Raw genomic sequence first — 15,100 nt, 5'->3', positions numbered from 1 at the left:
GGCCGGCGCGCAATCGACATTGGTAGGATAATGATGGCGGACGGCGACGCAATTCCCGTTCCGGGCCCCGGCTGCCCTCCCTTCGTGCTGCTCGACGATGCGCGCGTCGAGGGCGCCGCGGCGGCGCGCCTGTTCGTCGATCCGGTCGAAATCCTCGCTGCGCATTCGGCGGCGGAGGTTCCGGCCTTGCTGTCGGCGCTGGAAGCGGCGCAGGCGCGCGGGCTCCATGCTGCGGGCTATCTGGCTTATGAAGCGGGCAAAGGCCTCGCACCCGCATGGCGCGGGGTGGTCGACACCCAAGCGGGGGGTGCTCTGCTTGGCTGGTTCGGGCTGTTCCAAAATGTCGAGCGGATCGACCCCGATGCTGTGCCCGGCCTGCTTCCCGATCCGGCATCGGCGTGGATTGGCAAGGTCACACCGGGCGTCGCGCGCGCCGATTATCTGGCGGCGGTCGAGACGGTGCTGGGATTCATTCGCGCGGGCGACATGTATCAGGCGAATTTCACGTTCCGCGCCGAGGTTCCGGTGCTGGGCAATCCGCTCGCCGTCCATGCGCGGCTGCGGCGGACGGCGCGCGCGGGCTATGGCGGCGTCATCTGGACCGGAGAGCAGGCCATCGTGTCGCACTCGCCCGAACTATTCTTTGCGCTGCGGGGACGGCAAGTGATGGCGCGGCCGATGAAGGGGACCGCGGCGCGTCTTGCCGACGCCGGGGCCGATGCCGCCGCGGCGCGCGAGCTGGCAGCGGATCCCAAGCAGCGCGCCGAAAATCTGATGATCGTCGACCTGATCCGCAATGATTTGTCGCGCGTCGCGGTGCCGGGATCGGTCGCGGTACCGGACCTGTTCCGCGTCGAAAGCTTTCCAACGATCCACCAGCTTGTTTCCGACGTCAGCGCGCGGCTGCCGGATGGGGTCGGCGCGGTCGATGTGTTGCGTGCTGCCTTTCCCTGCGGGTCGATCACCGGAGCGCCCAAGGTGCGCGCGATGGAAATCATCGACGAACTGGAAACGGGCGCGCGCGGGCTTTACACGGGCTCGATCGGGTTCATCGAGCCGGGGGGCGATGCGGCGTTCAATGTTGCGATCCGGACTTTGATGTTACCGCAAAGCGGCTTGCAGGACGGCCGGCCTTGCGCCACGCTGGGATTGGGATCGGGAATCGTCGCCGACAGCGAACCCGTTGAAGAATGGCGTGAATGTCTGGCCAAGGGGGAATTTGTGGGCGCAGCGGAGGAAAGCTTCGACCTCATCGAAACCATGTTCTTCGATCCGGTCGAGGGCGTCCAGCGGCTCGAGGGGCATCTGGCGCGAATGAAGGCGAGCGCCGAGGCGTTGGGCTTTGCGTTCGATCGGCACGGTGCGCGCAACAGCCTGCAATCGGCGACCTTCCGTCTGCGCAATGCCGCGCGGGTGCGGATGCGGCTCGCCCCGTCGGGTGCGCTGGCGGTCGAGGTGTCGCCGCTGCCGCGGCTTGCCGAACTGCCGGTGCCCGTCGCGGTATGCCCCGCGCCGATGGCCGCCGACGACTTTCGCCTGACCCACAAGACCAGCCTACGCGCTGCCTATGATGGCGCGCGGCACGAAAGCGGCACGGCGGAGGTGGTGTTTGTCGACGAGCCGGGCTTTGTCACCGAGGGCAGCTGGAGCAATATTTTTGTCGAGCGCGATGGCCAGTTGCTCACCCCGCCGCTTGCGCTGGGGCTGCTTCCCGGGGTGCTGCGCGCCGAGCTGATCGACAAGGGGCGCGCGGTCGAGTCGCACCTGCGGCTTGCCGATCTGGACGGCGGTTTCTTCATCGGCAATTCGCTGCGCGGATTGATCCCGGCGCGGCTGGCCGACGCTGCGGCATCCTCGATAGACTGACCTGTCCGCTGCATAGGTAAATTATCAAGTCGCGCGCTTGCGAATTGCGAGCGGACACGATAGGCGCTGCCGCGCGCAATTTTCTGCCAGATCCTCGCCGCCCGCCCTCTCGCAAGGACGCTTTTCCATGTCGACTTTCCAGCCCCATGTCTCCGCCGCGCTCGGCCGCATCCAGCCTTCGGCGACGCTCGCGATGACCGCGCGCGTATCGGCGCTGAAAGCATCGGGCGTCGACGTGATTGGCCTCTCCGCGGGTGAGCCCGATTTCGACACCCCCGATTTCGTCAAGGAAGCGGCGATCGAAGCGATCCGGAACGGTCAGACCAAATATACGCTGGTTGACGGCACGGTGGCGCTGAAGGAAGCGATCCGCGGCAAATTCCGCCGCGACAACGGGCTCGAATTCGGGCTCGACCAGATCAGCGTCAACGTCGGCGGCAAGCATACCTTGTTCAACGCGCTCGTCGCGACGGTCGACAAGGGCGACGAGGTCATCATCCCCGCGCCCTATTGGGTGAGCTACCCCGATATCGTCGCCTTCGCGGGCGGTACCCCGGTGATCATCGAAGGCACCGCGGCGCAGAATTACAAGATCACCCCGGCGCAGCTCGACGCCGCGATCACGCCGAAGACGCGCTGGATCATGTTCAACTCGCCGTCGAACCCGTCGGGCGCCGCCTATTCGGGCGAAGAACTCGACGCGCTGGGCGAGGTCATCCGCCGCCACCCGCATGTGATGGTGATGACCGACGATATGTACGAGCATGTCTGGTACGCCGATTTCGAATTCACGACGCTGGCGCAGCGCTGCCCCGACCTGATCGACCGCATCCTGACCGTCAACGGCTGTTCGAAGGCCTATGCGATGACCGGCTGGCGCATCGGCTATGCCGGCGGCCCCGCGTGGCTGATCAAGGCGATGGCGAAGCTGCAGTCGCAGTCGACGTCGAACCCCTGTTCGATCGCGCAGGCCGCCGCCGCCGCGGCGCTCGGCGGGCCGCAGCAGTTCCTCGACGACCGCAATGCCGCGTTCAGGAAGCGTCGCGACATGGTCGTCGCGATGCTCAACGACGCACCCGGCCTGATCTGCCCCGTCCCCGATGGAGCCTTCTATGTCTATCCCGACGCGAGCGGCTGCATGGGCAAGAAGACCCCTGACGGCACGCTGATCGACAGCGACGAAAAGCTGATCGATTATTTCCTCGATAGCGCGAAGGTCGCGGCGGTGCATGGCGGCGCCTTCGGCCTCTCGCCAGCGTTCCGTGTTTCCTACGCGACATCGGAAGCGGTGCTGAAAGAAGCGTGCGTGCGCATCCAGCAGGCGTGTGCGGCGCTCTCCTGACAGGGAGAATTTTCGTCCGCATAGGAATTCTGTACCGACCGGTCTTGTAATCCCGGCGGCGCAGCCTATTTGAACCTGAACGGCGGTTAACCGCCCGGTTCACCGGATAGTAAGTCATTCCTGTTAGGGTGACTGCTATCACTGCACGGTTGGTCGGGGCGCTCCATATCGTCGGTGTAAGCAAAGCGGCCAAAGCCGCAAACCGACAAGACAAGAAAAGAGGCCCATATGCTCTCCATGCTCCGCTCCGACTGGTTCCTTTCCATGCTCGCTGGCTTTGCGATTGGCGCGACCTATATCGTCTTCAACGCGCCGGCGCTGCCGATCGCCGCGTGACGCCGCTGCGGCGCACCTTTTCCCTTCGTGCGATCACTGCGCTGGTTGCTGGCGCGGTCGTCGCGCAATGCACCCCGGCGCAGGCCGAGGCTGTCGTCAAATTGCCTGCCGCGGCGGTCGATCCAGCGGTGAAAGTGCGGCGCGCCACCGCGGTGCTTGCGGGCGGCTGTTTCTGGGGCGTCGAGGGCGTTTTTTCGAACGTCAAAGGCGTGATTTCGGTCGAATCGGGCTATCATGGGGGCAGCGCCGCGACCGCCAGATATGAGCGGACCCACGACGGCAAGTCGGGGCACGCCGAGGCGGTTCGCATCGTCTATGACCCGACCCAGGTCAGCTACGGGAGCTTGCTCCGCATCCTCTTTTCGGTGGTTGCCGATCCGACGCTGAAGAACCGTCAGGGTCCCGACAGCGGGACGCAATATCGCGCTGCGATCGTCCCGCTCGACGCGGTCCAGCGGCAGGTCGCGACCGCCTATCTGTCGCAGATCGGACGCGGCAAATATTTCTCCCAGCCGATCGTTGTTCCGGTCGAGGCGTATAAACGCTTCTATCCCGCCGAGGCGAATCATCAGGATTTCATGCGCCGCAACCCGTCGAACGGCTATATTCTCCGTTGGGACGCGCCGAAACTCGCAGCGCTGAAGCGGCTTTATCCCGACATGGTGCGGGCGACCCCGGCGCCCTGAAATCTGCCGCCAAAACCGGCGGGTTCCGCCGCTTGTCGCGACAGATGAATCATTCACCGCAAATCGCTGGCCCCTCCCGCGGGCCTGCGTGACGAGTGGCAAGACCGACGGGTGTCGGGAAAAGATAAAAGTCGCAAATGCGGGGTTCGAATGAAGTTTAGGTTATCCGGCAAGCCGCTCCTCGCGATGTCGCTGAGCGCCGCGGTGCTTGCGGGCTGTGTCAGCAGCGCCGCGATCGTGCCGCAGCCGCGCCCGCAACAACAAACGGCGGTGCGGGGGCCGGCGGGGTCGGTCAGCGTCCCGATCGGGCAGCCGGTGCGTTCGACGATGCCGCGTCCTGACGGTCCGCTGGATCAGGGTTTCCGCCGTGCTCCTGCCGGGCTTACCGACCGTATTGCCGCCCTCTGGCGCGCTTTTCCTGGCAAGACCGGCATCGCGGTGCAGCGCATCGACGGCGAATGGGCGATTTCCCAGCGCGGGCCCGAACTGTTTCCGCAACAGAGCGTGTCGAAACTGTGGGTCACGCTGACGGTGCTCGACGCGGTCGACCAGGGGCGGATGCGCATGGACCAGCGCGTCCGCATCGGTCCCGAGGATCTGGTGGTCTTTCACCAGCCGCTCGCGGCACGCGTGCGTGCTGAGGGTTCGATTACGATGAGCGTCCGTGACCTGATCGAGACCGCGATCACCCACAGCGACAATCTTGCGAACGACAGCCTGTTGCGTACCGTCGGCGGACCCGCCGCCGTGCGCGCCTTCATCGCGAAAAAAGATCTGGGGTCGATTCGCTTTGGGCCCGGTGAACGCCTGTTGCAGGCGGGGACTGCCGGACTGACCTGGCAGCAAAGCTATTCGGTCGGCCGCAATTTCGAAACCGCGCGCGCCGCATTGTCGCCGGCGGCGCGTCAGGCCGCGATGAACAATTATCTCGCCAATCCCGTCGACGGCGCGAGCCCCGCCGCGATCGCCAGCGCCCTCACGCGGCTTGCGCGTGGCACCTTGCTGTCGCCCGAATCGACGGAATATCTGCAGGGCGTGCTGAGCCGGACGAGGAGTGGGCCGCAGCGGTTGAAGGCCGGGCTGCCGCCGGGCTGGCAATTCATGCACAAGACCGGCACGGGACAGAATCTCGGCGGTATGACCGCGGGCTATAACGACATCGGTATCGCCACCGCGCCCGACGGCACCCGTTACGCGATCGTCGTGATGATGGGCAGCACGACATCGGGCATTCCTGCGCGTATGGCGTTGATGCAGGCCGTGTCGTCCGCCGTTGCCGAATATCACGGAAGGTAATCCCGATGAAGCTTGCTGCCCTGCCGCTGGTCGTGCTTTCGCTTGCGCTTGCCGGTTGCGCGACCCCCGAAGCGCGGCTGCGCACCGGCCTCAACAACGCCGGCCTGTCGAAAGCGATGTCGGCGTGCATGGCCGAACGCATGGTCGACCGCCTGTCGCTGGTCCAGCTTCGCCGCCTGTCGGCGCTCGGCAGTCTCAAGGACAAGCACGTCACCGACCTGACGCTCGACCAGTTTTTCCGCAAGGTTCGCGCGCTCAAGGATCCCGAAATCCTGACCGTGTCGACCAGCTCGGCTGCGCTCTGCGCGCTGCGCTAGCCCTCAATCGCCGGGAAAGCGTACGACAAGGTTCGGCGGCGGAAAACTGCCCCGCACCATTTCGGAGCGATCGGCCGGCGGCCATGCCTGGCCGCGGAAAAAACTGTCGATCGTCGCATATTGCCCCAGCCGCGTGAGCGACGCGAAGACATAGGGTTGACCCTCGGCACCGAGGATCGACGGCCGGTCGGCCAGATGGAAATGCAGATGCGGCTCGCTGGCCTGCCCGGTGAAGCCGAGGAAACCGACGAGCTGTCCGGCCTTGACCCGGTCACCTACCGCGACCGGCGCACCCTGCTTCAGATGTTCGTAGACGGCGTAGCGTCCGCCGCCGATATCGAGCGTGACGAAATTGCCGCTGGCGTCGGCGATCGACGGGTTCGTCCGGCCCGATCGCGTCGCGGGGTCGGGAACATCGTCGCGGATGGCGACGATAGTGCCGTCGGCAACAGCGAGCACTTCGGCGCCGAAGCCATAGTGGCTCGCCGGAATATTGGCATCGCCCGACGACAATTTTCCGCTCGTGTCGATCTTCATCCAGTCGATCGCAAAGCGGCCGGGAAGCGTCGCCGACCCGTCCGTAGTATAAAAGACCCGCCGATGGCCGCGTTCCATGCCCGGATCGTATACCGCCACCCACGGCCCGCCGCGCAGCGGCGGCGACAGGCGGGGCAGGGCGCGGTCTTCGATCTTGGCGAGGCCGCCCGTCACCGTGAAAATGGTGTCGGCGCTGTCGGGCCCGGCGTCGCTCAACCGCAGATCGTGCGTGATGAGGCCTTTGGCGAGACGGGCGGGTATCGGTGCGTTGATATAGAGGACGGCACGGCGCCCCGGGGCGATCATCCGCACGCCGTTCGTATCTTTGGGGCCGACGATCGCGATCGCGGCGGCCAGTTCGTCGCCGGTATAGGCCTTGATCGGTGCACTGCGGCCATCCGCCTTGACGATCAATTCGTCGAGCCGGAGCGGGCCCGCGGACAAATTTGTCAGGTGAAGCTCGTATATGAGCTGTTCTTCCGCACCGACGCGAACGACATTCGGCGCCGCGGCGACATCGATGTCGAGCACCTGCGGCGTTTCCGCGAGCGCCCCATGCGAGCCGGCGAGCGCCAGCAGCGCCAGAATCGTGACCCTTATCTGCACCTTCGGCTCCCTCGTTCGCATCCGCGCCATCGCGGAACTATCAGGGAAAGTTTCAAGCGTCACTATAAGCGGCGGGCGGCCCGTCCCGGCCCCGCCGCGGCCCTGACGCGACAGGGGCCCGCTAGGGGTAGCCTTGCCGCCAAACTTGTGCTTATGCGGCGCCAATCCTCTCCCGCATCAGAGTCGAAAGGCCCGGCAGACCTCATGAACATCCACGAATATCAGGCGAAAGAACTGCTCGCGAAATACGGCGTCGCCGTCCCCAAGGGCATTGCCGCGATGACCGTCGAAGACGCCGTCGCCGCTGCGAAGCAGCTCCCCGGGCCGCTCTATGTCGTGAAGTCGCAGATCCACGCTGGCGGCCGCGGCAAGGGCAAGTTCAAGGAACTCGGCCCCGATGCAAAGGGCGGTGTCCGTCTCGCCAAGACGATCGAAGAGGTCGAAGCGCACGCCAAGGACATGCTCGGCAACACGCTGGTGACGATCCAGACCGGCGAAGCCGGCAAGCAGGTCAACCGTCTCTACATCACCGACGGCGCCGACATTAAGCAGGAATTCTACCTCGCTTTGCTCGTCGATCGTGGGTCGAGCCGCATCGCGGTCGTCGCCTCGACCGAAGGCGGCATGGATATCGAAACCGTCGCGCACGACACGCCGGAAAAGATCCACACCATCCTCATCGACCCCGCGACGGGCCTCCAGCCGCATCACGGCCGCGCCGTCTCGGCGGCGCTGGGCCTGTCGGGCGACCTTGCCAAGCAGGCCGCCAAGACTCTCGCGGGCCTGTATGACGCGTTCCTCGGCACCGATGCCGAGCAGATCGAAATCAACCCGCTCGCCGTTTGCGAAGGCAAGGATGGCGACGAGCTTCTCGTGCTCGATGCCAAGGTGGCGTTCGACGGCAATGCGATGTTCCGCCACAAGGATCTCGCCGAGCTGCGCGACCTGACCGAAGAAGACCCGGCCGAGGTCGAAGCATCGGAATATGACCTCGCCTACATCAAGCTCGACGGTAACATCGGCTGCATGGTCAACGGCGCCGGCCTCGCGATGTCGACGATGGACATCATCAAGCTCAACGGCGAATTCCCGGCCAACTTCCTCGACGTGGGCGGCGGCGCTTCGAAGGAAAAGGTCACCGCGGCGTTCAAGATCATCCTCAAGGACCCCGCCGTGAAGGGCATCCTCGTCAACATCTTCGGCGGCATCATGAAGTGCGACATCATCGCCGACGGCATCGTCGCCGCGGCGAAGGAAGTGAATCTGTCGGTGCCGCTCGTCGTCCGCCTCGAAGGCACGAACGTCCAGGAAGGCAAGGACATCCTTGCCAATTCGGGCCTGCCGATCGTAGCCGCCAATGACCTTGGCGACGCGGCGAAGAAGATCGTTGCGGAAGTCCGCGCGGCATAAAGAACGACACCCTCCCCAAAAGGGGCGGGTGCGGGACTGCTAGTTGACGTTTACGTAAACGCCAATTATGGCGCAGTGCACAATTTTTCGAGAGGAGCTGTCGAAGCTATGAAAATCCTCGTTCCCGTAAAGCGGGTGCTCGATTACAACGTGAAGCCGCGGGTCAAGTCCGACGGTACCGGCGTTGACCTTGCGAATGTCAAAATGTCGATGAACCCGTTCGACGAAATCGGTGTCGAAGAAGCGATCCGCCTGAAGGAAAAGGGTGTCGCGACCGAGATTATCGCCGTGTCCGTCGGCCCGGCAAAGGCGCAGGAAACACTACGCACCGCGCTGGCGATGGGCGCCGACCGCGCGATCCTCGTGCAGACCGACGACGACGTCGAACCGCTCGCGCTCGCCAAGATCTTCAAGGCGATTGCCGACGCCGAACAGCCCGGCCTTGTCATCCTTGGCAAGCAGGCGATCGACGGCGACAACAACCAGACCGGCCAGATGCTCGCAGCCCTCACCGGCTGGGCGCAGGGCACCTTCGCCAGCGCGGTCAATGTTGATGGCGACAGCGTCAATGTGACGCGCGAAGTCGACGGCGGTCTCGAGACGGTGAAGCTCAAGCTTCCCGCGATCGTCACCACCGATCTTCGCCTGAACGAGCCGCGCTACGCGTCGCTGCCGAACATCATGAAGGCGAAGTCGAAGCCGCTCGATACCAAGACCCCCGCCGACTACGGCGTCGACACCGCGCCGCGCGTCAAGACGGTCAAGGTTTCGGAACCGCCGGTTCGTTCGGCCGGCGTCAAGGTCGCCGATGTCGATGATCTGGTTGCCAAGCTGAAAGCGATTGGAGTGCACTCATGAAAACTCTGGTTTGGGTCGAACATGACGGCAAGGCCGTCAAGGACGCCACGCTCGCGGTGGTCACCGCCGCGTCGAAGCTTGGCGAAGTCCATCTGCTCGTCGCCGGTTCGGGCGTCGATGCAGTTGCCAAGGAAGCTGCGCAGATCGCCGGCGTCGGCAAGGTGCATGTCGCCGACAACGCCGCTTTCGGTCACAACCTGCCCGAAAATATCGCGCCGCTCGTCGCCGAACTGATGGCGTCGCACGATGCGTTTCTCGCGCCCGCGACGACCACTGGCAAGAATGTCGCGCCGCGCGTCGCTGCGTTGCTTGACGTGATGCAGATTTCGGAAATCCTGTCGGTCGAGGGTCCCAAGACCTTCACCCGTCCGATCTACGCCGGTAACGCGATTGCGACCGTCGAATCGTCGGACGCCAAGCTGGTCCTCACCGTTCGCGGCACCGCGTTCGACAAGGCCGCGACCTCGGGCGGTTCGGGTACCGTTGAAGCTGTTGGCGCGGGCAGCGATGCCGGCATCTCGAGCTTCGTTGGCGCCGAAATCGCCAAGCAGGATCGTCCCGAACTGACCTCGGCGAAGATCATCGTGTCGGGTGGCCGCGCGCTGGGTTCGAGCGAGAAATATCAGGAAGTCATCGTCCCGCTCGCCGACAAGCTCGGCGCCGCGCTCGGTGCGTCGCGCGCTGCGGTCGATGCGGGCTATGTCCCCAACGATTATCAGGTCGGTCAGACCGGCAAGATCGTCGCGCCGCAGGTCTATTTCGCGATCGGCATCTCGGGCGCGATCCAGCATCTTGCGGGCATGAAGGATTCGAAGACGATCGTTGCGATCAACAAGGACGAAGACGCCCCGATCTTCCAGGTCGCGGACTTCGGCCTCGTCGCCGATCTGTTCAACGCCGTTCCGGAACTGACCGGGAAGATCTGATCGGCCGTGGCCGGCGATCCTTCCGGAGTGCCCGGACTGGGCGATGCGCCGTTCAACGCCGGCGGTCGCCGCGCGGCGCGGGCCAGACCGCCCGGGAACGAAGAAAATAACGAAGCGGCCGGGGGCGATGCCCACGGCCGCTCGTTGACTCTGGCGAGCGTTGCGCGCGATGCGCGGCTCGACAAGAAATTCCTGCTGCTCATCATATTGGCTGCGGCGATCGCGACGCTCGGCCTGCTGCAAAGCTCGACCGCGGTTGTCATCGGCGCGATGCTCGTGTCGCCGCTGATGGGCCCGATCATGGGCCTCGGCTTTGGCCTCGCGACGATCGAAAGCAATCTGATCAAGCGCTCGCTGGTGACGCTCGCTGCCGGGATGGCGGTCGCAATTCTCGTGGCGATGCTGATCATCTGGCTGTCGCCGATCAAGGACGTCACCCCCGAATTGCGCGCGCGGACGCAGCCGACCTTGCTCGACCTGGGTGTTGCGGTGGTCGGCGGCATCGCCGGCGTCTATGCGATCATGCGCAAACTGTCGGGGGTGATGGTCGGGGTGGCGATCGCGACCGCGCTGGTGCCGCCGCTTTCGACCGTTGCTTTCGGGCTGGTCACGGGGCGGATGGATTTCGCGCTCGGCGCGGCGCTGCTGTTCCTCACCAACACGCTCGCCATTGCGTTCGCCGCGACGATCGTCGCGCGGCTCAATCATTTCGGCCCGTCGCTGACGCGGCAGCACACCGCGATGCAGGTCACCGGCATCGTCGTCGCGCTCGGCATTTTGTCGATCCCGCTGGCGCTATCGCTCAACGGCATCGCGCGCGAAGTGCGCGCGCGCTCGATCGTGCAGTCCGAACTGAACCGCCTGCTGGGCAAGGACGACCGCGTCGATAGCCTGAACGTGCGGATCGAGAATGACGAGGTCGCGGTCGACGGCGTCGTGCTCGTCGATCAATATGCTGCGCGGCTCAACGACGATCTGGCGGCGAAGGTGCGCTACGAACTCGATCGTGCCAGCCACGTCAATATCGTCCAGTTGCGGCAACAGACCAACGCCGCGGTGCAGTTCGAGGAGCGGCTGAACCAGCGTATCGCGACGCTCGAGCAGCGCGACGATGACAGCCGCGCGATCCTCAGCGAGTTGACCGTGGGCGGTCTGGTGCGGCGCGAGGCAATCCTGATCGACGCGCAGGCCCGCCGTGTCGTCATCCGTCGCGATCGCGACAGCGAGGGCGAACAGGTCGCGGCGGCGATGGACCGCATCATCGCATCGGTGCAGGCCGGGCACCCGCAATGGCTGATCCAGAATGGCACCTTGGTCACCGCGGAGCCCGTCGCAGCCGAATAACCGCAGACCTATTCATGCGCTCCAGCGTTGACCTGTGGCACCGAACGCGATGTGATGCCCCCGAACCGGCGCCGATCGGCCGGACAAAGGGGAGCAATCATGCGCGCAGTGGCACTCGCTTTGGCCATCTTCTCGGCGGGGGTCGCATTTCCGCTCTCCGCGCCGCCCGCACAGGCGCAAGCCGCACCTTCGGAAAAGCTCAAGATCGACAAGGCGCGGATCGACGCCGCGCTTAAATCGATGATCGCCGACGGTCGCGCCGCGGGCACCTCGGCGTTGATCTGGCAGGGCGGGCGCGAGGTCTATTTCGGCACTGCCGGCCTGGCCGACCGGGCGGTAAACACGCCGATGCGCCGCGACACGATCGCGCAAATCTATTCGATGACCAAGCCGGTGACCGGCGTCGCGCTGATGCAGCTTTGGGAACAGGGCAAGTTCCACCTCGACGATCCCATCGCAAAATATCTGCCCGAATATGCGACCATGCGCGTCTATGCGGGCAGGGATGCGGCGGGCAAGCCGCTCTATGCCCCCGCGGACCGTCCGATCACGGTGCGCGATATCCTGCGCCACACCGCGGGCTTCGCATATGGGGCGGGGCCGACGCCCGCGCACGACGCCTATCTTGCGGCCGATCCGCTCGCGCTGACGATCCCGCTCGCCGAAGCGAGCCGGCGATTGGGGACGGTGCCGCTGTTGTTCCAGCCGGGAACGCAGTGGGAATATAGTATCGCGGTCGATGTGCAGGCTGCGCTCGTCGAGACGCTGTCGGGCCAGCCCTTCGCGGCCTATGTTCGCACGCACATCTTCGAACCGCTCAAAATGACCGACACGGCATGGAGGCAACCCGATGCGACGCTGCCGCGCTTTGCGGCGATGTATGTGAAAAAGGACGGCAAGCTGGTCCAGCAGGACGGCGCCGAGGCGCAGAAGCTGAACTTTCAGGACAATGCATTGACCCCGGGCGGGTTCGGGCTCGCCTCGACGCTCGACGATTATCAGCGTTTCGCGCGCATGCTGCTGAACCAGGGCGAGCTCGACGGCGCGCGTATCCTGAAGCCCTCGACGGTGCGCTTGATGGCGACCGACCAGCTCGACCCGGCGATTACCGAGCGCGCGTGGCTACCCGGCAAGGGCGCGGTCGGCTTCGGTTTCGACTTCGCCGTGCGCAAGGCGCCGCCGCAAACGCCGCAAGAGAATCGCGGCGCGGTCGGCGAATTTTTCTGGGACGGCGCGGCCTCGACCTTGTTCTGGGTCGATCCCGCGAACAAGCTGACCGCGGTCTTCTTTGTCCAGACGATGCCTTATGATGGCACGCTTCACCGCGACTTTCGCGCCGCGGTTTATGGAGCAGATTACAAAGGGCCGGCGGGCGACTAGGCTGTCATTCTTTTGTCATCTCGATGCCCTTGAGCGGGCCGAGGAGCTTTTGAATGTCGCAACCCGATAAACGCACTTTGCTGGCCGAAGGCCTTGCGGCTGGCGACGACGATGGCGCCTTGCACAGCCGGCTGGTTGCCGCGGGCGTCTCGGCGGCGGCGGCTAAATATGAGGTCGACCGGCTTATTAAGGATCCGATGGCGGCGATGCTGCGGCGGCAGGCGGCGCGCATGGCGAAGCAGGGCTGGCTGCTGGCCAATCACGAGCGGTTGGCGCGCGAGGCCGATGGCGGCTTCGCGCTCGACACGCTGAATGCGCCCGACCCCGATCCTTTCTATCGCCATTATTATGACGCGAACCGGCCCGCGAAGCTGACGGGAATTATCGATCGCTGGCCGGCGCTGGCGCGCTGGTCGCTCGATCATTTCGCGCGCGTCGCGGGCGATGCCGTCGTCGAGGCACAGGTCGAGCGCGAGCGCGATCCCGCCTATGAACTCGCGAAGGACGATCATCGCCGCCTTGTCCGCTTTGCCGAGCTGATCGACTGGCTCCGCAAGGACGAGGCGAGCAACGACATTTATCTTACCGCCTATAACAGCGGTACCAATGCGGCCGCGCTGGCGCCGTTGTGGGACGATATGGCGCCGATCGCTCTGCTCGATGGAACGCGCGAGCGTGATGGCTTTTTCTGGCTCGGCCCCAGGGGCACGCTGACCCCTTGGCATCATGATCTCACCAACAACCTGCTGGTGCAGGTGATGGGACGGAAGCGGGTACGGATGGCGCCGCCGTGGGCGTTCCCGCGGATGCGCAACAGCCGCCATTGCTTCTCCGACTGGGGCAATGAAGCGCTGCCTGCGGGGAATGGCGATTCGGACGTACCGCCGGTGCTCGAAACAATCATAGGGCCGGGCGAGGCGATATTTCTGCCCGTCGGCTGGTGGCATCAGGTCGAAGCGCTCGACCTGTCGGCAAGTATGAGTTTTACCAGCTTTCGCCGGCCCAATGCCCATGTCGAGGACTATGCATCGTGGGGCGCTTTGTTTTGAAGGACTTGCGTTCCGCATGAAGGTTGGCAAGATTAGGTCCATGGGGAGCTTGGGACGCGATCTTTCGATCTTCGTTTTGCCGGCGGCGCTTGCGCTGGCCGGCACGGTTGCAGCCAAAGAGCCGTTGAGGCTCAAGCCCAGTTCCAAATGGAACGTCCATTATGCCGAGGACAGCTGCCGTATGGGGCGCAGCTTCGGCGAGGGCGACCAGAAGGTCGTGTTGGTGATCGACCGCTACCAGCCGGGCGATGCGCTGCGACTGAGCTTTATCGGCAAGCCGGCATACACCTACATGAACGAGGGCGATGTACGGCTCCGGTTCGGACCCGCTGAAGCCGAGCAGGAGGTGCAATTCTATCCCGGCAGGCTGGACAACAAGACGCCGACGCTGATCATCCGCGGCGCGGTGCGGCTGGCGCCGCGTTCACCGGAAGAAATCGCCGCCTATGAAGCGTCGATCAAGGCCAAGCGATTTGACTTCGAATGGCCGGATATTACGCCTGAGCAGGAAGCGGCCGTTACCTTTATCGAGGTGAAACGTGCGGTTCGCCAACCCTTCATCCTCGAAACCGGGTCGCTGGGTGCGCCGCTCGCAGCGCTCGAAAAATGCACCGACGAATTGCTCGACCATTGGGGTATCGACGTGGCGAAACACGCCGCCCTGTCGCGCAAGTTGAAGCCCGGAAGCAATCCGGGCGACTGGGTGACATCGCGCGATTATCCGACAGAGATGTGGATGATGGGCAAGCGCGCCATCGTTCAGTTCCGGCTGAACGTCGATGCCGCCGGCAAGCCGACGGCCTGCCATATTCAGCAATCGACCCGGCCCAAGGCGTTCGACGATGCGGTATGCAAGGCGATCATGCGCAACGCCAAATTCGAACCCGCGCTTGATGCCGGGGGCAACCCGATCGCATCCTATTGGCTGAACTCGGTCACTTTTCATATGTAGGCGGCGGTGTGTCCGTCGGCCTTGCCACAGCTTGCTGCCTTTTTGGCGCTTTCTTGATCGTCGGCCCTGCTGACGCGATTGCCGGGTTGCGCTCGCTTCGTATCGCCCGCACGATCATCGCATGACGACATTTTCCATATTATTGTCAGCTTTGATGGCGCGTGTTGCGGGTCCTGGCGTGCTCGGTGGTCTTGA

General features: G+C 64.5%; 14 protein-coding genes. 12 read left to right on the top strand and 2 right to left on the bottom strand.

Going from position 1 to position 15,100, the window contains the following annotated elements:
* Positions 1–30: 30 nt before the first annotated feature.
* From pabB to AC07NV_RS04510, 5 genes are all read left to right on the top strand, one after another.
* A complete protein-coding gene (gene pabB / locus AC07NV_RS04530; protein WP_495165162.1) occupies positions 31–1,866 on the top strand; it encodes an aminodeoxychorismate synthase component I in 1,836 nt (611 codons plus the stop codon).
* A 127-nt stretch (positions 1,867–1,993) separates the two neighbouring features.
* Positions 1,994–3,208 (top strand): pyridoxal phosphate-dependent aminotransferase, encoded by a 1,215-nt coding sequence (locus AC07NV_RS04525; RefSeq protein ID WP_495165161.1) that lies wholly within the window; start codon positions 1,994–1,996, stop codon positions 3,206–3,208.
* Between the two features lie 341 nt (positions 3,209–3,549).
* A complete protein-coding gene (gene msrA / locus AC07NV_RS04520; protein WP_495165981.1) occupies positions 3,550–4,230 on the top strand; it encodes a peptide-methionine (S)-S-oxide reductase MsrA in 681 nt (226 codons plus the stop codon).
* 186 nt (positions 4,231–4,416) lie between these two features.
* Positions 4,417–5,526, top strand: a complete 1,110-nt coding sequence (locus AC07NV_RS04515) for a serine hydrolase (RefSeq protein WP_495165160.1) — start codon at positions 4,417–4,419, stop codon at positions 5,524–5,526.
* Positions 5,527–5,531: 5 nt separating this feature from the next.
* A complete protein-coding gene (locus AC07NV_RS04510; RefSeq protein WP_495165159.1) occupies positions 5,532–5,843 on the top strand; it encodes a hypothetical protein in 312 nt (103 codons plus the stop codon).
* Between the two features lie 3 nt (positions 5,844–5,846).
* On the opposite strand, the gene AC07NV_RS04505 is transcribed toward AC07NV_RS04510, so the two are convergent.
* Positions 5,847–6,986 (bottom strand): M23 family metallopeptidase, encoded by a 1,140-nt coding sequence (locus AC07NV_RS04505; RefSeq protein ID WP_495165158.1) that lies wholly within the window; start codon positions 6,984–6,986, stop codon positions 5,847–5,849.
* Positions 6,987–7,190: 204 nt separating this feature from the next.
* Between AC07NV_RS04505 and sucC the strand changes: the two genes are divergently transcribed.
* The 7 genes from sucC (at position 7,191) to AC07NV_RS04470 (ending at position 14,905) form a co-directional block, all read left to right on the top strand.
* Complete coding sequence (gene sucC / locus AC07NV_RS04500; protein ID WP_495165157.1) at positions 7,191–8,396, top strand: ADP-forming succinate--CoA ligase subunit beta; 1,206 nt, start codon at positions 7,191–7,193, stop codon at positions 8,394–8,396.
* A gap of 108 nt (positions 8,397–8,504) precedes the next feature.
* Complete coding sequence (locus tag AC07NV_RS04495) at positions 8,505–9,254, top strand: electron transfer flavoprotein subunit beta/FixA family protein (RefSeq protein WP_495165156.1); 750 nt, start codon at positions 8,505–8,507, stop codon at positions 9,252–9,254.
* Positions 9,251–10,180 carry an electron transfer flavoprotein subunit alpha/FixB family protein gene (locus AC07NV_RS04490; protein ID WP_495165155.1) on the top strand — a complete coding sequence of 310 codons (930 nt, stop codon included), beginning with the start codon at positions 9,251–9,253 and terminating at the stop codon, positions 10,178–10,180. The genes AC07NV_RS04495 and AC07NV_RS04490 overlap by 4 nt, the downstream gene beginning before the upstream one ends.
* 6 nt (positions 10,181–10,186) lie before the next feature.
* Positions 10,187–11,524 (top strand): DUF389 domain-containing protein, encoded by a 1,338-nt coding sequence (locus AC07NV_RS04485; RefSeq protein ID WP_495165154.1) that lies wholly within the window; start codon positions 10,187–10,189, stop codon positions 11,522–11,524.
* 99 nt (positions 11,525–11,623) lie between these two features.
* Positions 11,624–12,904 carry a serine hydrolase domain-containing protein gene (locus AC07NV_RS04480; protein ID WP_495165153.1) on the top strand — a complete coding sequence of 427 codons (1,281 nt, stop codon included), beginning with the start codon at positions 11,624–11,626 and terminating at the stop codon, positions 12,902–12,904.
* A gap of 53 nt (positions 12,905–12,957) precedes the next feature.
* On the top strand, positions 12,958–13,953 hold the full coding sequence (locus AC07NV_RS04475; protein ID WP_495165152.1) for a cupin-like domain-containing protein: 996 nt from the start codon (positions 12,958–12,960) through the stop codon (positions 13,951–13,953).
* A gap of 40 nt (positions 13,954–13,993) precedes the next feature.
* Positions 13,994–14,905, top strand: a complete 912-nt coding sequence (locus tag AC07NV_RS04470) for an energy transducer TonB (protein ID WP_495165151.1) — start codon at positions 13,994–13,996, stop codon at positions 14,903–14,905.
* Here the strand turns inward: AC07NV_RS04470 and AC07NV_RS04465 are convergent.
* On the bottom strand, positions 14,896–15,100 hold a 205-nt coding region (locus AC07NV_RS04465), incomplete at its 5' end, for a hypothetical protein (RefSeq protein ID WP_495165150.1). The two genes, AC07NV_RS04470 and AC07NV_RS04465, sit on opposite strands and share 10 nt — an antisense overlap.

The sequence above is a fragment of the Sphingopyxis sp. GW821-FHT10B01 genome (assembly GCF_059415685.1).
The sequence above is the reverse complement of the archived record's forward strand: the minus strand, read 5'-3'. Positions and strand labels throughout refer to the sequence as shown.

Coding starts and splice junctions, on each gene's coding strand:
- AC07NV_RS04475 (WP_495165152.1), top strand. CDS start 12,958: ATGTCGCAACCCGATAAACGCACTTTGCTGGCCGAAGGCCTTGCGGCT.
- AC07NV_RS04470 (WP_495165151.1), top strand. CDS start 13,994: ATGGGGAGCTTGGGACGCGATCTTTCGATCTTCGTTTTGCCGGCGGCG.
- AC07NV_RS04525 (WP_495165161.1), top strand. CDS start 1,994: ATGTCGACTTTCCAGCCCCATGTCTCCGCCGCGCTCGGCCGCATCCAG.
- sucC (WP_495165157.1), top strand. CDS start 7,191: ATGAACATCCACGAATATCAGGCGAAAGAACTGCTCGCGAAATACGGC.
- AC07NV_RS04480 (WP_495165153.1), top strand. CDS start 11,624: ATGCGCGCAGTGGCACTCGCTTTGGCCATCTTCTCGGCGGGGGTCGCA.
- AC07NV_RS04515 (WP_495165160.1), top strand. CDS start 4,417: ATGTCGCTGAGCGCCGCGGTGCTTGCGGGCTGTGTCAGCAGCGCCGCG.
- AC07NV_RS04490 (WP_495165155.1), top strand. CDS start 9,251: ATGAAAACTCTGGTTTGGGTCGAACATGACGGCAAGGCCGTCAAGGAC.
- AC07NV_RS04510 (WP_495165159.1), top strand. CDS start 5,532: ATGAAGCTTGCTGCCCTGCCGCTGGTCGTGCTTTCGCTTGCGCTTGCC.
- AC07NV_RS04495 (WP_495165156.1), top strand. CDS start 8,505: ATGAAAATCCTCGTTCCCGTAAAGCGGGTGCTCGATTACAACGTGAAG.
- pabB (WP_495165162.1), top strand. CDS start 31: ATGATGGCGGACGGCGACGCAATTCCCGTTCCGGGCCCCGGCTGCCCT.